A 19777-nucleotide genomic window follows, 5' to 3' on the forward strand; every position below is an offset into this window, starting at 1 on the left:
TTTACATGACTGATTTTGCTGCCAAAATCGCTGCATTACCGCCTGAAAAACAAGCGCTCTTGATTCGTCGGCTGCAACAAACTGCCAATCAGCCACCAGCATTGGTCGCCCAGCCACGAACAACCAATACGCTGCCCTTATCGTTTGCCCAAGAGCGCCAATGGGTGCTCTATCAGTGGGACCCAACCAGTCCGTTATATAACATTACCTATGGCGTACGGTATGTTGGCAAGCTCGATATTGATGCAGTTCAAGCAGGATTTAACACCATTGCTCAGCGCCATGAAGTCTTGCGCACCACATTTAAACTCGTCGATAACGTCCCATATCAGCAAATTCATGCCGAGCTAAATCCTGGGTTTAGCCTAGTTGATCTGCGGGAGCTGAGCGATGATGAGCGTGAAACCGCGATTCAACATCAGCTTCAGGCCGAAACCCAACAACCGTTTGACTTGCAAACTGGGCCGTTATTGCGCATCCTTGTGCTGCAGATTCGTGATCACGAATATATTAAATTGATCAACGTCCATCATAGTGTCTTTGATGGCTGGTCGGCTGGCGTGATGATCGCCGAATTGAATAGCTTGTTGAATGCTGCCTACGCTGGTCAACCAAGCAGCTTGCCAGCCCTACCAATTCAATATGCCGATTATGCGGTGTGGCAGCGTAATTGGCTACAAGGCAACGTGTTGGAGCAACAGCTTCAATATTGGAAAACCCAACTTGCTGGCGAATTGCCGATTCTCAAATTGCCCACAGATCGACCTTATCCAGCGGTCGAATCATCGCGCGGAGCGCATTATCGGGTGCAACTCAACGCCGATTTGGTGCAACGCTTGGTGGCATGGAGCCGCAGCGAAGGCTATACGCTCAACATTATTTTGCTGGCGGTCTGGAAAACGCTGCTGTTTCGCTATACCAACCAAAACGATTTATTAGTCGGCATGCCAATTGCCAATCGCCACTACAACAATTTGCAAGCCTTGATTGGCTACTTCGTCAATACCTTGGTTATTCGCACCCAAGCCGCTGGCGACATGAGTTTTCGCAGCTTTTTGGATCAAGTGCGCACTGCCAATTTGGCGGCTCAAGATCATCAAGATCTGCCGTTTGAGCAGCTCGTCGAGGCCTTGCAACCTGAACGCAATCTGGCGCATACGCCAATTTTCCAAAGCTTGTTTGTGTTTCAGCGCGATACGCTTAACAGCTTCCAAACGCCAGAACTGGCAGTTGAGCCATTCCCCATTGAAACCGGCACGGCCAAATTTGCCTTGAGCCTTGAGGCAATCTCGCTTGATCAGCAAATTAACCTGAGTTTTGAATATAAAACCGACCTTTTTGATCGGGCAACGATTGAACGCTTGGCCCAACATTACCAAATCTTGCTTGAAGCAGCATTATCCACGCCCGAGCTGGAAGTTTCACGCTTGCCATTGCTGAGCAAAAGCGAGCTTCAGCAATTGCTGCCGCAAACAAAGCCAAGCGCCCAACCAAACTTGTTGCCACTGCACGAGCGGTTTGAACAGCAAGCCCAAGCCAATCCACAGGCGATTGCTGTGCGCTTTGAGCAAACGCAACTGAGTTATGCAGAGCTGAACAGCCGCGCCAATCAATTAGCGCATCAACTCAAAACGCTCAATGTTGGGCCAGATAGTTTGGTTGGGTTGTGTGTTGAGCCATCGCTGGATACGATTATTGGAATTTTGGCGATTCTCAAGGCTGGCGGCGCGTATCTACCAATCGATCCATCGTATCCGCAAGAGCGGATTGTTTGGCTCTTGGCAGATGCCAAAGTTGGGCTGGTTGTGACCCAAACGCGTTGTAGCAATAAACTGCCGCAAGCTGGATTGCAATTACTGATGCTCGACGCGGTTGATTCAGAGCTTAGCAACCAGCCCACGACCAATCTCCCAGCCAGCGCCCAGCTCGATAACTTGGCTTACGTCATTTATACCTCTGGCTCGACCGGAACGCCCAAAGGTGCGCTGATTACCCATCGCAATGTTGCGCGCTTATTTAGCTCAACCGAGCACTGGTTTGGCTTCAATCAGCACGATGTTTGGAGTCTATTTCATTCATTTGCCTTTGATTTTTCGGTCTGGGAAATCTGGGGCGCGTTGCTGTATGGCGGGCGACTGGTGGTCGTGCCATTTATGACAACTCGCAATCCAGCAGCGTTTTATCAATTGCTCTGTGATGAGGGCGTGACGGTCTTAAACCAAACCCCATCGGCCTTCCGCCAATTAATCATCAACGATGCAGAGCAAGCGCCGCCCTCGCGGCTGGCTTTACGGTATGTCATCTTTGGGGGCGAAGCGCTGAATGTTGGCGCATTGCAGCCATGGTTTGAGCGCCATGGCGATGCGCGGCCTCAGTTGGTCAATATGTATGGCATCACCGAAACCACCGTCCATGTGACCTACCGCCCACTTACGCTGCACGACGCGCAAAACCCGCAAACTAGCCCGATTGGCGCGCCAATTCCCGACTTGGATTTGTATGTGCTTGACGACCACTGTCAGCCAGTGCCCGTTGGGATTGCAGGCGAATTGTATGTTGGCGGGGCAGGCTTGGCGCGCGGCTATTGGAATCGGCCAGAACTTACCAACGAGCGCTTTATTCAACACCCGTTTGCCGCCACTGGTCGGCTGTATAAAACTGGCGATTTGGTGCGGCGCTTGGCCAATAATGAGATCGAATACCTTGGGCGACGCGATAATCAGGTTAAAATTCGCGGCTTCCGCATCGAGTTAGGCGAAATTCAAGCCACGCTGATGGCGCATCCAGCGATTACTGATGCAATCGTAACGGTCAACACGATCTCTGCTGATGATCAGCGCTTGGTCGCCTACCTGGTGACGCTGCCCAATCAAGCGCCCCGATTTAGCCAGCTGCGCAGCTTTCTCAAGCAACGGCTGCCCGAGTATATGCTGCCAAACGCCTTTATTATGCTTGATGCGATTCCGCTGACGGCCAACGGCAAAGTTGATTATCGGGCTTTGCCAAGTCAACAGCAAGCCAAACCTGTTGAGCGCACGGTTCCGATTACCGCCCCAACCAGTGTGACCGAGCAATCGCTGATGGCAATTTGGACGAGTTTGCTGGGCGTTGCACAGGTTGGCATTCAGGATAATTTCTTTGATTTAGGTGGCCACTCGTTGCTGGCAACCCAAGTGATTTCGCGTATTCGTGAGGTCTTTAATGTCAGCCTCAACCTGCGTGATTTCTTTCTCAGCCCAACGATCAAAGGCTTGGCCAGCATTATCGAGCAAGCAAACCAAACGCCAGCCCAAAGCAGCATTATTGCCATTCACAAAGCTGATCCACAGGCGCGTTTGCCGCTCTCCTATGCTCAACAACGGATCTGGTTCTTGGCCCAAATGGACCCTAACAGCAGCTTCTACACGGTGCCAGTTGTGCTCGAAATTAATGGCACATTGAACCTTGCGGCCTTGGAACGCACGCTGAATGAACTTGTTGAGCGTCATCATAGCTTGCGCACCCGCTTTGTGAGCCACGAAGGCCAAACAATTCAGCAAGTGCAGCCAGCCCAACCCTTAACCCTCGCGATTCACGATCTGAGTGATTTGGCTGGCGAAGAACAAACAACGGCGCTTGAGCAACGCCTGCAACAAGAAGTTAATCAACCATTCCAGCTTGATTGCGACCAATTGTTGCGTGGGCGGTTGATCAAACTTGCCGAACAGCAGCATGTGTTGGCATTAAGCATTCATCATATTGCCTTTGATGATTGGTCGCAGGGCATTTTATTTGGCGAAATGACCCAGCTTTACCAAGCATTTGCCAGCAATCAAGCCTCGCCATTGCCAGAATTGGCCCTGCAATATCCCGATTTTGCCGCTTGGCAACGCCATTGGTTGCAAGGCGACGTATTGCAAAGCCAACTCGATTTCTGGAAACAACAATTGCATGGCAAATTGCCGACGCTCGAAATGCCGCTGGATTATCCACGGCCAAGCGTCCAAACCTTCAATGGTGGCCACGAAACGCTGAGCATCGAGCCAGAACTCTATCGCCAGCTCAATCAATTGGCCCGGGATAACGAAGCAACCATGTTTATGCTGCTGATGACCGCGTGGGTCGTGCTGCTCAATCGCTATACCAACCAAAGCGATATTGTGGTCGGCACGCCGGTTGCCAACCGCAATCGCCAAGAGCTTGAGAGCATTATTGGGTTCTTTGCCAATACCTTGGCAATTCGCAGCAATTTGAGCGACGATCCAAGCCTGCAAACGGTTCTCCAGCGCATTCGCGAAACTGCGCTCAATGCCTACAGCCACCAAGATCTGCCTTTTGATTTGTTGGTGAGCGAGATTTTGCCTGAACGCCAAAGCAATCGTTCGCCGATCTTCCAAGCCATGTTGGTGTTGCAAAACGCTTCACGCACCAGCCTCGATTTGCCTGAGGTGCAGATTGTGCCGCGCAGCGTCGAGACCAAATCGGCCAAATTTGAATTGAGCTTGGTGCTCTATGACCATGGCTCAAGCATCGATGGCTGGCTTGAATATAACAGCGACCTGTTTAAAGCCACAACAATCAAGCGCATGACCGAGCAATTTTTACAATTGCTGGCAAGCATGGTCGCCAATCCACAGCAGAAGATCAGCGAAGTCTCATTGTTGAGCACGGCGGAAAAAGAACGCTTGCTCGGCGGCTGGGTCCAAGCGAACGACGACGACTACGATTTGTTCTAAATCGATCGAATCTCCAAGGGCTAGCATCAAATCTAGCCCTTGGCTACGCTGCAAAGGGTGAAATGGACATGGATTTTCAGAGTATCCAGCGACGTTTTACAACGAGCGTTGAACAGCACGCGAGCCATGTAGCGCTCATCGATGGCGATCAGGTGTTGAGCTATGGCGAGCTGGCGACGCGCGCCCAACGGCTTGCGGCTGGTTTAGCTGCCAAGCAGATTGGCGCTGGCAGTAATGTGGCAATGTTGCTGACCAAGCCAATTGATGTTTGTAGCACGCTGCTGGCAACACTGCTATTGGGCGCGCGCTATAGCTTGCTCAGCCCCAATTTGGCTGGCTTTCGTTTGCGCAGCAGCCTTGCCCGCCAACAATTGGTGGTCGGCACAACTGAGACGCTGGCGTTGGTCGCCGATCTAGCTCCAAGCATCGAATTTGAGCAGCTGCTGCGCAGCGATTCGCTTACAATCGAGCCAGCTGCGGCAACTGCCGAAAGCATTATTGCCTTGAGCTATTCCTCGCATCCCAGCGGCTTGCTGCAAGCAGGACAGCTCACCCAAGCCAATTTGCTGAGTTTTATCGATTTCAACTTGAACAAAGCCAAAGTCAGCTTTCAGCAAAGCCTTTGGCTTGGCGCAGAATTTACCGATTTTGCGGCATTCATCAGTTTGGCAACCCTCGCAAGTGGCGGCACGCTACGCTTTAGCACGCTTGAAGCGCTGCATCAACAGGACAATGCCGAGCAAGCCCAGACATTAGGCTTGAGCCTCGCAAGCTTGGGCCAGCTGCAACAATCCAGCCTTGGTTTGCCCAAAGTTCGGCATATTCTCAGCAGCGGCGAAGGCTTGCTTGCTGGCGAGGCGCTAAAGCAACAGCTCAAACAGCAACAAACTGCTTGGCACAACTACTATGGCTTTCCAGCCTTGCAATTGCTGACGGTGGTTGGCGAGCACAGCCAAGTAGGCCACATTCATAGCGGCAAGCCCGTGCCCCACACCCAAGCCTTCATTCTCGATCAGCACAAGCAACTCGCGCCGATTGGCTTAACTGGCGAATTGTATGTTACTGGCGCAGGCGTTTTTGCTGGCTTTGATCAGGCGCAATTGAATGCAGAGCGCTTTATTGCTAGCCCATTTGCCGCTGATACCCAGCTGTATCAAACCCGCTACCTCGCACGCTGGCACGATGATGGCCGCATTAACCTCATTGGCAGCCTTGATTCAATGCTTGAGGTGGCTGGTGCGCCATTATTGTTGCAAGAACTAGAAAGCCTGCTCGAAACCCATCCGGCAATTATAGCAAGCTGTGTGGTGCGCCGCACTACGCTCAATCAGGCAGAAGCATTAACGGGCTTTGTGGTTGCTAACCACAAGATTGAGCCAAGCGATGTGCTCAGTTACCTTGAAACTCAGCTTGGTTGCCAATTGCCAACCCTTGGCTTGATGCAAATCGATCGCCTGCCGCGCATGGCCGACGGTCAGCCTGATCGCCAGCAATTAGCCCAAACCAGCGCGCTTGATTCGCGCCAATTGGCCGATTTACAAACCCAACTGCAACAAGCCGCCAATGGCGCAGAAGTCGCGCTGGTTGCCCAATCAATCGTGCCAGCAGCAACCCCGCTGCATCTCGACGATATTTTGCCAGTGCTTGAAATGGGACATGTTGGCCCAGCCCAGCGCAGCATGAGCGCGCAGCCAGCAGAACCATTAGCAGTCAGCGACAAACCAGCTTTGGCCGTTGGTAAGCCATTAATCAAGGCCGATCAAGCGCCGTTTACCTTGGCCGAGGCCTTGGTGCAAGCCGCCAAGCTCTATCCTGAGCATGGCATCAGCTATATCGAGGCCGATGGCACGGTTTTGGTTCAATCGTATGCGGCGTTGTTGGCCGCTGCTAAGGCGGTTTTGGCTGGTTTGCGGGCAGCAGGCTTGCAAAAAGGCCAGCATGTGGTGTTGCAATGCACCAATAACGAGCCGTTTGTGGTGAGTTTTTGGGCCTGTATGCTTGGCGGTTTTGTTGCAGTGCCGCTGGCAGTGCCCACTAGCAGCGATCCACATAATCCAGCGGTGAGCAAACTCTACAATACTTGGCAAACCTTGCAACAACCATTGATTGTCTGCGAACAAGCCAGCTTAAGTCATATGCAGCGCATGTTCAATGGCTTGGGCGTTGCCAACGTTGCAATTCAAATCGTAGAACAGTTACGCCAGCACCAGCCCGATCAGCAGCACCAGCAGCTTGCGCCACAAGATGCAGCATTGGTGCTGTTTACCTCGGGCAGCACCGGCCTGCCCAAAGGCGTTGAGCTGAGCCATCACAATATCATCAGCCGCTCCAAGGCCAGCGCGCAACACAATCATTTTGATCACAATGATGTTTCATTAAATTGGATGCCGCTTGATCATGTTGGTGGCATCGTTATGTTCCACATTCATGATCTCTGCTTGGGCTGTCGCCAAATTCAGGCCAAAACCGAGTATATTTTGCAAGATCCGGTGCGTTGGCTTGATCTGCTTGAGCAGGAGCGAGCAACGATTACTTGGGCACCCAACTTTGCCTATGCCCTGATCAACGATCAGCACGAGCGAGTTAATAGCCGACAGCGCGATCTTTCGGCCTTGCGCTTTATTTTGAATGGCGGCGAGGGCATCAACAAACAAACTGCGCTCAATTTCCTTGGCTTGCTACAAGCTCATGGCCTGCCAGCCAGCGCGATGCATCCTGCTTATGGCATGTCGGAAACCTCATCAGGCATTAGCTCATCGGATCAATTGGTGTTTGGCGCGAACAGCGGTTTTCACGAACTCGATCAAGCTTCGTTGCAAAGCGTCATTCAACCAGCAACTTCCGACAGCATTGGAGTCGCGTTCGTCGAGGTTGGCGCACCGTTGCCCGGGGTTAGCTTGCGCATCGTCAACGCCGATGATCAAATCCTTGGCGAAGATATGATTGGCCGCTTGCAAATTAAGGGCCCGACGATTACCGCTGGCTACTATCGCAACCCTGAACTCAACCAAGAAGTTTTTACCAGCGATGGCTGGTTTACAACTGGCGATTTGGCCTTTTTGCACCAAGGCCGCTTAACAATTGCTGGCCGCGAAAAAGATGTCATCATCATCAATGGAATTAATTATCATAACCACGAAATCGAAGCCTTGGTTGAAACGATTGCAGGCGTTGAGGTTTCGTATAGCGCAGCCTGTAGCGTGCCCAGCAAACATGCAGGTGGCACCGAATCGCTGGTTATTTTCTACAATTCGAAATTGCCCGACTTTACCGAGCAGCTTGAGCAGATTCAGCAGATTCGCAAAGTTGTCGTCCAGAAAATTGGCATTAATCCCAGCGCTGTACTGCCAGTCGCCAAAACCGATATTCCCAAAACGGCAATTGGCAAAATTCAGCGTTCGCAATTGAGCCAACGCTACGTTGCTGGCGATTTTAGCGCGATCAGCAAGCGCATCGATCTGGCCTTGGCCAACGAGCAAACGCTGCCACGCTGGTTTTATAGCAAGCAATGGCAACCAACCAGCCAGCGCAGCAATTCAGCCTTGCTCAAGCCAAGCTATGCCATTTTCAGCGATGATACTGCGCTCGCCCGCGCCTTGATCGACGTGCTTGAACAGCAGCAACGGGAGTGGATTTTGGTCAGCGCTGGCGAAACATTCAGCCAGCACGAGCGCCATTACACAATTAATCTCAACGATCGCGAGCACTATCAACAGCTTGTCGCAGCGCTGAGCGCAGCCAATATTCATGATTATATTCACCTGTATAGCGCTGATTTACCAAGCCAGATCACCCAAGCAAGCGAGCTGGCAGCATCCCAATATCGGGGAGCGTATAGCATTCTGTTCCTGACCCAAGCTCTGGCTGAACAAAAGCTTGCCAACGCACACTTAACCGTGGTTTCGCAGCAAAGTCATGCGATCAATCCAAACGATCAGGTTGTGTATGCGGCAGCGCCAATCCATGGCTTGCTCAAAACAATTCCCTTAGAGCTTGATTGGCTCAGTTGCCAACATCTTGATCTCGATGCTGCGCCAGCAACGACCAATAGCCAGCAGATTTGCCATGAACTGGCTCAGCCCAAGCCAACAGCAGAAGTTGCCTATCGGGCAGGTCAACGCTTAGTCCCAGCACTCGTTCAGGCCGAAATCGAGCAAGCAGCGCCAATTGAATCGCCGCTGATCAAGGGTGGCCTGTATCTGATTACTGGTGGCCTTGGTGGCATTGGCAGCCAATTTGCCCGTTGGTTGCTGCAAACCTACAACGCGCGGCTGGTAATTACTGGCTCGACTGAGTTGCCGTTGGCAAGCGATTGGGCCAAGCATTTGAATGCCGATAGTAGCCTAGCCAAACGGATCCGCGCCTATAAAGATTTGAGCGATCTCAGCACCGATGTGTTGTATCAAGCACTTGATCTGACTGATCCTGCGCAGATCACAGCTCTGATTAACACTGCCGAAGCGCGCTGGAATCAGCCATTGGCTGGGGTTTTCCACTTTGCTGGGGCTGGCAATTTGGCCTATCACTGGACGGTGATGGAGCGCCACTGGATCGCCAACGAAAGCCTTGCGACCTTTGAAATGATGTTTGCGCCCAAAGTGTATGCAACGTGGGCCTTGCAACAAGCATTGATCAAGCGCCCTGAGCTGCCAATCATCGCCATGTCGTCGATTAATAGCTTCTTTGGCGGCGCAACATTTAGCGCCTACTCGGCAGCTAATAGCTTCCTCGATAGCTTTATGCTGCATCAACGCCAAACCTCGCATCCCAAGGCACTTTGTTTGAACTGGACGCAATGGGACAACATTGGTATGAGTCACAACAATCCCCAGCAAATTCGCGGCCTTTCCGCAGAACGCGGCTATAGCCTAATCGGCGTGCGTCAAGGCTTGCAATCGCTACTCGCAGGCATCAGCCAGCAGCAATATCCGCTGTTGATGATTGGCTTAAACGGCGATAGCCCAGCTTTGCGGCCTTATATCGCAACTAATCAGCCATTGCAACAACAGCTCAATCTCTACACCACTAATCAGCATGGCACGCTCAGCCACGATCGCTATCGCCAACTTGCGCAGAGCTATTTTGGCCCAGCCAGCCTCGAATGGTATCAGGTTGATGCCTTGCCACGCACGAGCAGCGGCGCGATTGATCATGCTGCGCTCAGCCAAATTGGCACAGCAAACCAGCATGCCGTGGTTGATCAACCAACCACGAACATTGAAAGCCAGTTGGTGAGCATTTGGCAGGAGATTCTCGACAAGCCCAAAATTGGGATTCACGACAACTTTTTTGCCTTGGGTGGCCATTCGCTGCTGGCAACTCAGCTTGTCTCGCGCTTGCGTGATAGCTTTCAGCTCGAAGTACGGCTCTATCAACTTTTTGCCGCGCCAACCATTGCCGAGCTAGCAACGACGATTGAGAACTTACAACTTGAACAAATCGACGCAGCCGATATGGAAGCACTGCTGGCCGAGCTTGAAGGCTTATCGGAAGAGGAGATTCAAGCTGGGTTGTAAGGCTGTTCCCTTACCTCCTCGCCCGCTCTGTGGCAAGGGGAAACTACAAAACCAACAATCGCTGTTTTCGCCGCGATTCAGCATAAAACCACAGAACGAAGAAGCCCCTCTCCCGTGTACGGGAGAGGGGTTGGGGGTGAGGGGCCACAGGGGATTGATAGTCGTTTTTATGTGTGCCATGAGGTTTGATTGTGAATGATTATTCTGAGCGTTTAGCGGCACTTTCGCCAGCCAAACGCGCCCTACTGTTGCAAAAAGTTCAAGCCAAGGGCAATAAACCAGCCCAGCAAATTCCGCCACGACGCGATCAAGCTAGCTATCCGTTGTCGTTTGCCCAACAACGGCTCTGGTTGATTGAGCAACTTCAGCCCAATGCAGCGCTGTATAACATTTCAATTCCCATGCAAATTCGCGGGAGCTATGCCAATTTACCAAGCATCCTAAGCCAAACTCTCACCGCGATTGTTCAGCGCCATGAGCCATTGCGCGCCAGCTTCAGCATGATCGATGGCATGCCGCAGCAAGCAATTAAGCCGTTGGAACATATCGATATAGCGCTCAGTGATTTTAGTCAATTAAATGCTAGCGAACGCGAAGCAGCCCTCCACCAAGCGATCCAAACCGAAACCGAGCAGCCATTTGATTTGCGTCACGATCAGCTATTTCGGGCCAAATTGCTGCGGGTTAGCGAGACTGAGCACATTTTATTGCTGACCATCCATCACATTGCCTTTGATGCATGGTCGGCCAAAATCTTTATCCAAGAGTTTGAGGCGATTTTTAGCGCCTTGGAAAACCAGCAGCCACTACCACAGCTCGCACCATTGGCCTTGCAGTATGCAGATTTTGCTGCGTGGCAACGAGAATGGCTGCAAGGTGCAACGCTCGACCAGCAACTCAGCTATTGGAAAACCCAGCTAGCTGGAGAATTACCGGTGCTGGCCTTGCCAACCGATCGGCCACGGCCTGCAATCCAAACCTTCAAAGGTGGGCGGCACACCTTTTGGATCAGCAGCGAGCTTAACAATCAGCTCAATCAACTCAGTCAGCAGCAACAAGCAACCTTATTTATGCTACTGCTCGGGGCGTGGGTCGCTTTGTTGCAGCGCTACACTGGCCAAAACGATATTATCGTCGGTTCGCCAATTGCCAACCGCAATCGCCGCGAACTTGAAGATCTAATTGGATTCTTCGTCAATACCTTGGTGATGCGGGTCAAACCTGCTAATGACCCAACATTTCTCGAATTACTGGCGCAGGTGCGCGAAGTGGCACTTGGAGCCTATGCGCATCAAGATTTGCCGTTTGAAATGTTGGTCGATGCCGTGCAACCAACCCGCGATCTCAGTCGTTCGGCTTTGTTCCAAGTCTTGTTTGTGCTGCAAAATGTTGCCATCGGTGGTAGTCATTCAGGCTTAGATATTTTGGAAGATGTGGCTAGCCCTTCAAAATTCGACCTCACGCTGTCGCTGGTTGAATTTGATAATGGCCTGCGCGCCACGATTGAATATAATGTTGACCTGTTTGATGCCAGCACGATTGAGCGCATGGGTCAGCATTATGTCACTCTGTTGAGCAGCATCACCCAGCAACCCCAAACCAAGCTCTCGCAATTGGCAATGCTCACACCCGCCGAGCAAACCCAAATCATCAAAGATTGGAATACCAGCAGCCAAGCCGACCCCGATCAACAGCTGTTTCAGCAGCTTTTTGAGGCCCAAGTCGCCAAAACGCCAACCGCAATCGCCATGATTGGCGAAGATCAAGCGCTCAGCTATCACGAACTGAATCAACGAGCGAATCAATTGGCCTATCGCTTGCAAGCTCAAGGCATTGGCCCAGAGAGTTTGGTTGGCATCTGTTGCGATCGCTCGCTTGCGATGGTTATAGGCTTGTTGGCAATCCTCAAAGCAGGCGCGGCCTATCTACCGCTCGATCCAGCCTACCCAAGCGAGCGCTTGACATGGATGCTCAACGATTCCAAGCTAGGCCTGGTTTTGAGCCAACGCCATGTGCTCGAAAAGGTACCAGCGCTCAAGCAGAGCGGAGTAACCATCCTCGACCTTGCTACGATTTGTGATGGCAGCGAGCCAACCGATAATCGACCAAGCACGGTTCAGCCAGCCAATTTGGCCTATCTGATCTATACCTCAGGTTCGACTGGCAAGCCGAAAGCGGTCATGGTCAGCCATCAGGGCCTAACCAACCTTGTGACAGCCCAGATTGCTGGTTTTGGCGTAACTGCGCAAAGCCGGGTGCTGCAATTTGCCTCATTGAGTTTCGATGCAGCAATTTCAGAAATTGGCATGGCCTTGTTGGCTGGGGCAAGTTTGGTGCTGATGCCAGCAGGCGGTTTGGCCGCAGGCACCGACGTACTCGGCTTTATTCGTCAGCACAGCGTGAGTGTGGCAACCTTGCCGCCATCGTTGTTGGCGGTCTTACCAGCCGATCAAGCCCCAAGCTTAACCACGCTAATTACTGCTGGCGAAGCTTCAAGCAGCGAGCTTGTGCAACGCTGGGCAGTTGATCGCCGCATGATCAATGCCTATGGGCCAACCGAAATAACCGTTTGTGCCAGTTTGACCCAGCTTGAGCCGAACCTCACAACCACGCCGCCGATTGGCCGCCCGCTGGCCAATCTGCAAATCTATTTGCTCGATCAGCACCAGCAGATCGTGCCAATTGGCGTGATTGGCGAAATCTATGTTGGCGGGGTTGGCGTAGCCCGCGGCTATCGCAACCGCCCTGATCTGACTGCTGAGCGCTTTGTGCCCGACCAATTTAGTGCAACGCCAGGCCAGCGCTTGTATCGCACTGGCGATCTTGGGCGCTATCGGGCTGATGGCCAAATTGAATTTATCGGACGGATCGATCAGCAAATTAAATTGCGCGGCCATCGCATTGAACTTGGCGAGATCAGCAGCATTGTGAATGCCCATCCAGCGGTTGAGCAAAGCGTGGTGCTGCTTCACGATCAAGCCAGCAGCGCGGCACGGCTGATTGCCTATGTTATGGCCAATCCAGCTGTCGTCGATGCAGCGAGCACGCGACAACAGGCAGTTGGCAGCAATCAGAACCCAGCGCCATACGATCTGGCTACCGATTTACAGGCCTATGCAAAACAGCAGTTGCCAGCCTTTGCCGTGCCAGCCGCCTTTGTGGTCGTGCCAACAATGCCGCTTACACCCAATGGCAAGATCGATTATCGCAGCCTAGCCCAACAAGCGCCGAGCCACAATCAAGCCAGCGGCCAAACGCTTGAGCCACAAAACAACCTTGAACAAACCATCACCAGCCTTTGGCAAGAGATTTTGCAACAAGCGCCAATTAGCACCCAAGCCAATTTCTTCGATCTTGGCGGGAACTCGCTGGCAATGGTGCAAGTGCATAGTCGGCTGCAAGAGCTTTTGGGCCGCGAACTTGTGCTCTTGGATTTATTCAAGTATCCAACCATTCAGACCCTCGCCGCCTACCTGAGCAGCGAGCAATCGACCCAAGCCTCAACCTTTGTTGATCACGATAATCGTGCCCAACAACAGCGCCAAGCGTTGCAACGCCAACGTCGCCGCCGTTAACAAAGATAGGATACCGACGATGAGTCATGATGAAACCTTTGCCAACGATGGCAGCCTTGATATTGCCGTAGTGGGCTTAGCTGGGCGCTGGGCCAAAGCGCCCGATGTTGATAGTTTTTGGCAACAGCTTTGTGCTGGAGCCGAAGGCATTACGTTTTTTGATGCTGCTGAATTGCAGGCCGCAGGCGTTACGCCTGAGCAATTGGCCCATCCACGCTATGTGAAGGCTGGTTCGGTTCTCGAAGGCATCGAGCTTTTCGATGCAGGCTTTTTCGGCTATTCGCCACGCGATGCAGAATTGATCGATCCCCAGCAACGGATTTTCTTGGAATGTGCGTGGCAAGCTTTAGAGCATGCTGGCTACAATGCCTCAGCCTATCCAGGCTTGATCGGTGTGTTTGCTGGTTCAAGCTTAAATACCTACTTGCTGCGCAACCTCGTTAGCCAACAAGGGCGGGGCACAATACCCGATCTGGCCCAATTGATCATGGGCAATGACAAAGACTTTTTGCCCACCAGAGTCAGTTATAAGCTCAATCTGCGTGGACCGAGCTTTAGCGTCCAGAGCGCATGTTCGACCTCGTTGGTTGCAACCCACTTGGCATGCCAAAGCCTGCTGAGTTTTCAATGTGATATGGCGCTTGCAGGCGGGATTTCGATCAGCGTGCCGCAACAGCAAGGCTATCATGCCCAAGAAGGCAGCATTCTCTCGCCCGATGGCCACTGTCGGCCCTTCGATGCCCAAGCCCAAGGCACTGTCAATAGCAATGGGGCGGGCATTGTCGTGCTCAAACGGCTTGACGATGCAATCGCCGATGGTGATACGATTTATGCCTTGATCAAAGGCTCGGCGGTCAATAACGACGGGGCACTCAAAATTGGCTACACTGCGCCCAGCATCGATGGTCAAGCTGCGGTGATTCGCGCTGCCCAAGAAGTTGCCGATGTTGATCCAGCCACAATTTCCTATATCGAGGCCCATGGCACGGCGACGATTCTTGGCGACCCAATTGAGGTTGCGGCACTCACCAAGGCCTTTCGCCAGCAAACCGCGAAAACCCAGTTCTGTATGCTTGGCTCGGTTAAATCCAATTACGGCCATCTCGATACAGCCGCAGGCGTAACTGGCTTGATCAAAACCGTGCTGGCGCTCCACCACAATAAAATTCCTGCCAGCCTGCATTATCAAAACCCAAATCCCCAGCTGGCGCTGGAAACCTCGCCATTTTATGTCAATACAAAATTAAGCGATTGGCCAGCAGATCAGCCTGTGCGGAGGGCGGGCGTGAGTTCATTTGGCATTGGCGGCACGAACGCCCATGTTGTGTTGGAGCAAGCGCCAGCACTAGAACCAAGCGCGCAAACCGACAGCTTGCAGATGCTCGTGATCTCTGGGCGCAATCGTGCGACTCTCAACGCGGCAACCAAAAATCTAGCCGACCATCTTGAAGCCAATCCCCAGCTCAACTTGGCCAATGTTGCCTATACCTTGCAAGTAGGTCGCCAAGCCTTCAATCATCGGCGGGTTGTGGTTTGCCAATCAATCGCCGAGGCGAGCCAAATTTTGCGCCAGCGCGATAAACGCATGGTCAGTGGCCAGATCAATGCCACGACTCCAGCAGTGGTGTTTATGTTCCCCGGCAGCGGCGTGCAACACCCAAGCATGGGCCAAGAACTCTACCAAACCCAACCAAACTTTCGTCAAGCAGTTGAGCGCTGTTTGAGTTTGCTCAAACCCGAAACCAGCGCCAATTTACGTCAATTGGTCTATACGCCAAATGCGAATGTCGATGAACAACAACTTGCCAGCATGCACTACAGTTTGTTGGCAATTTTCATCACCGAATATGCCTTGGCCCAATTGTGGCTGGCATGGGGCATTCAACCAGTCGCCTTAATCGGCCATAGCTTGGGCGAATATACGGCGGCGCATTTGGCTGGCTCAATCTCGCTGGAAGCAGTGCTTAGCTTGGTCGAGTTCCGTGGCCGATTAATGGATCGGATTGAAGACGGGGCAATGATTAATCTTGCTTTGCCCGAAGCTGAGGTCTTGCCACTGCTTGGCGACCAACTTTCGCTGGCTGCGCTCAATAGCCCTGAGCATTCGGTCGTCGCCGGGCCAATTCCTGCGATTGATGCCCTTGAGCAGCAGCTACTAAGCAGCGAAATCAAATATCGTCGCTTGCCAATTCGCGTAGCGGCCCATTCGAGCATGCTCAAGCCAATCGAGGCCGAATTTGCCGCTTTTACCCAAACTATCAGCATGCAGCCTGCCAAGATTCCCTATATTTCGAATGTGACAGGCGATTGGATGAGCCATGAGCAATGGTCAAATCCAACTTATTGGGTTGAACATTTGCGCTCAACTGTCCGATTTAGCGCTGGAATGAGTCAACTTTTGCAAAACCCAGCCCATGTCTTTCTTGAAGTTGGGCCGGGCCAAACCTTGACAACCTTAACTCGTGCTCAAGCCAGCTTTGGCGCGGAGCGGGTTGTGGTGCAATCGATGCGCCACCCGCAAGATCAGCAAACTGATAGCCAATGTTTGTTGAATGCGCTGGGCCGTTTGTGGATCGCCGGAGTTGCAATCGATTGGCAGCAACGGGTTGTAAGCAAACCGCGCCGCATTGCCCTGCCAACCTATCCATTTGAACGCAAACGCTATTGGGTCGAGCAATTTATCAATACCGCCGAAGCCGCAAATGTGCCTGAAACCACGCAAGCCGCCAACAACCAAGAGCCGGCTGAGCAAAGCGATACAGGCAATAACTACGAGCGGCCCCAGCTCACAAGCGAGTATGTTGCGCCAAGCAGCAGCCTTGAACAAACCATTAGTGCATTGTGGGGCGCGGTTTTGGGTGTACCAATGATTGGCATCCACGATAATTTCTTTGAATTGGGCGGCGATTCACTGTTGGCCTTGCAAGTCGCCACCCACCTTGCAGAAAAAGTCCACACCAATCTAGGGGTACGCAGCCTATTCGAAGCGCCAACGATTGCCGAATTGGCGCAACTCATCGAAGCCCAAACCGCGCCGCAAGCCGATCAGCAATCGTCATTGGTGCGTTTGCAGCCGCAAGGCCAAGCAGCACCGTTCTTCTGCATTCACCCAATGAGCGGGATGGCCAATGTTTATGCAGGCTTGGCCCAATTGCTTGGCACGCAACGCCCATTCTATGGTATTCAAGCCTTTGGCTTGGAACATCCCGAAACGCCACTGAACGATGTCAAAGTGATGGCACAACGCTATCTTAGCGATATACGCAAGGTTCAGCCGCAAGGACCATATCTGCTTGGTGGCTGGTCGATGGGTGGCTCGATTGCCTTTGAAATTGCCAGCCACTTAGTATCCCAAGGCGAAACTGTTGGCCTGTTGGCGCTAATCGATACTCCCGCTACTTTGACTGGCACATCGCCTGAACAACTGACCGATTTGGAGCTGTTGATTGCGATGCTGGGCGTAGATGCCAGCATTTTGGGCATTGACGATCCCAAGGCTGAGCCAGATGTAGCGATGTGGAATCAAATCTTGGAGATTATCAAGCAGCATCTTGGCTTGCCCGATAGCTACACGTTGGTGCGTTTGCGCCACCTTGTAGCAACCTTTCGCACTCATTCGCAAGCAGTTTGGAACTATCAACCAGCGACCTATCCCAACGAGGTGTTGATTTTACGGGCTGCCGATTTGGCTGGCCAACACGACGATCAACTCCAAGCTGCGTATCAGATGTCCGATTTGGGTTGGGGCAAATTTGTGACTGGTGAGATTCACATCCAGACCATTCCAGGTACGCACAACACCCTGCTGAGCGAGCCAGCCCTGCCAATTTTGGCGCGCCACTTGGCGGTGGCGTTGAATAACGTCGCTGATGCTACATTAAGACCAGCAACATCACACCATGAAGGATCACATGAAATCACAATTATGGATTGAATGGTTGCGCAAGCAACCAAATGCTGCGCTACGACTCTTTTGTTTTCACTACGCAGGGGGCACGGCGCAGCGCGCCCATCAATGGGCCAAACAGCTTGACCAAGATGTCGAGCTGTGTGCCATTGAATTGCCAGGCCGAGGCAAACGCTTCATGGAGCCTGCTTATACCAATTTGGAGCAATTGCTCAACGATTTGATTCCGGTGATTAAACCCTTGCTTGAGGAAAAGCCGTTCGTGTTTTTTGGCCATAGCATGGGTGCGTTGGTCAGCTACGAACTCAGTCGGCGCTTGCAACATGAGCATCAACTGCGGCCCCAAATGCTGTTCGTTTCGGGCCATGCAGCGCCGCATATCCCACGCCAAAGCGTGATTCACCAGTTGCCACACCAGCAATTTTGGGATCGCTTGCTGCAATTGAATGGCACACCCAAAGACATTTTGCAGCATCCAGAGTTAGTCGAATTGTTGACCCCAATTTTGCGCGCCGATTTTGCGGTCTGCGAAACCTTCGGCTACACCAATACGATTGTGCTAGATTGCCCAATGGTGGTCTATGGTGGCCTCGATGACCCAAGTGTTGCTGCTGCTGAGCTTGAATTGTGGCGCAGTCATACCAGCAATGCATGCGAGATTGAGCTTATGCCTGGCGATCATTTCTATCTGCATAACCCATCGCAGCACGAGCTAACCAAGCATGTCAATCAACACATCCAAGCGTTGGTCAGGTCGGTCACATCGCTAGCCTAGCATGTTAGCCCAAGAACATTGTTCACAGCGGCTAGCCCGCCTCACAGCCCGAAAGGATTAGATTGTTCAATGCGTGCCTTATTTGTCCTGAATCCTGGTATTGGCCACTTAAACCCGATGTTGCCAGTTGCCCAAGTCTTGCAAGAGGCTGGGCATGACGTGGCCTTTGCAGTATCGGCAAAAATGATCCCAAGCATCATCGCCAAGGGGTTTGATGGCTTTCCTGCTGGCTTAGCGTGGCTTTCCTCAGAAATGGCCCAAACCTTTCCCGAGATTTTCGAACTGCCGTTTGCTGAGCAAGGGCAGGCAATTTTGGGCAGCATTTTTGCTGATGCTGCCGCGCATGCGATGGTTGCCGACCTGCTTAACCTCTGCAAAACCTGGCAACCAGATATTATTGTGCGCAACGATTTTGAGTTTGGCAGTTGTGTTGCCGCCGAAATTTTGGGCATTCCCCAAGCAACCATTAGCATTAGCTATTTTCTCTCGGCGAATGCACTTGAATCGTTAATTGGCGAGGAACTAGCCTATTTGCGCAGCACCTATGGCTTAGCGCCCTACCCAACCATGGATATGCTCTATCCAGCATTATATTTAGCTTTCGCGCCACCCTCGTTTCAGCCCAAGGAAATTCCGACCATGGAATCATTGCGGCCATTGCGCTTTACGCGGTTTAGCGATGGCGAACTGCCAGCTTGGGTTGAGCAATTGCCTGATCGGCCAACCGTGTATGCCTCAATGAGTTCAGTCTTTGATACGCCAACGATCTTCCCGATGATTCTTGAGGCGCTGCGCGATGAGCCAATTAATTTGATTTTGACGGTTGGCACCAAACAAGATCCAGCCCAATTTGGGCCACAGCCAGCCAATGTGTATATCGAGCAATACATTCCCCAAGCCTTGCTGTTTCCGCATTGCGATCTGTTCATCACCCACTGCCCATTTGCCACAATTATGTCAGCAATTAGCCATGGCATGCCGTTGCTGATGATTCCTGTGGCAGGCGAAGAGCCAGCGGGCGCAATGCGGGCGGCAGAGCTTGGGTTGGGCAAAGTTTTGCGCTTGCCCAACCAACCCAAAGAATTTTTCGATCAATGGGTTCCTGAGTTTTCGGTTGAATCGATTCGGGCCAGTGTGCGCGAGCTATTGCAAAGTCCCCGCTATCGCAGCAACGCCCAACGCTTTCAAGCCGAAATTCGCGAGCTACCAGGCCCCGAGCGGGTGATTGAGCTATTAACCAAGCTGGCACAACAACGCTCGTTGCCAGCGCCAACGAATTAATATCCAGC

Annotated in this window: 6 protein-coding genes; all 6 read left to right on the plus strand. The window is 52.3% G+C overall.

Annotated elements, in window-relative coordinates:
- The first annotated feature begins 5 nt into the window (after positions 1-5).
- The 6 genes from ACFMKP_RS23070 (at position 6) to ACFMKP_RS23095 (ending at position 19769) form a co-directional block, all read left to right on the plus strand.
- Positions 6-4715: an amino acid adenylation domain-containing protein gene (locus ACFMKP_RS23070; RefSeq protein WP_382295714.1), complete on the plus strand. Its 4710-nt coding sequence runs from the start codon at positions 6-8 to the stop codon at positions 4713-4715.
- A 68-nt stretch (positions 4716-4783) separates the two neighbouring features.
- Positions 4784-10231: an SDR family NAD(P)-dependent oxidoreductase gene (locus tag ACFMKP_RS23075; protein WP_382295717.1), complete on the plus strand. Its 5448-nt coding sequence runs from the start codon at positions 4784-4786 to the stop codon at positions 10229-10231.
- Positions 10232-10422: 191 nt separating this feature from the next.
- The gene (locus ACFMKP_RS23080; RefSeq protein ID WP_382295720.1) at positions 10423-13806 is read left to right on the plus strand and encodes an amino acid adenylation domain-containing protein; all 3384 of its coding nucleotides are present in this window, start codon (positions 10423-10425) and stop codon (positions 13804-13806) included.
- Between the two features lie 19 nt (positions 13807-13825).
- The gene (locus ACFMKP_RS23085) at positions 13826-17740 is read left to right on the plus strand and encodes a type I polyketide synthase (protein ID WP_382295722.1); all 3915 of its coding nucleotides are present in this window, start codon (positions 13826-13828) and stop codon (positions 17738-17740) included.
- On the plus strand, positions 17718-18488 hold the full coding sequence (locus ACFMKP_RS23090; RefSeq protein WP_382295725.1) for a thioesterase II family protein: 771 nt from the start codon (positions 17718-17720) through the stop codon (positions 18486-18488). Before ACFMKP_RS23085 ends, ACFMKP_RS23090 begins: the two co-directional genes overlap by 23 nt.
- Before the next feature lie 69 nt (positions 18489-18557).
- Positions 18558-19769, plus strand: a complete 1212-nt coding sequence (locus ACFMKP_RS23095) for a glycosyltransferase (RefSeq protein ID WP_382295727.1) — start codon at positions 18558-18560, stop codon at positions 19767-19769.
- Positions 19770-19777 lie beyond the last annotated feature (8 nt).

The sequence above is a fragment of the Herpetosiphon sp. NSE202 genome (assembly GCF_042688385.1).
Lineage (GTDB): Bacteria > Chloroflexota > Chloroflexia > Chloroflexales > Herpetosiphonaceae > Herpetosiphon.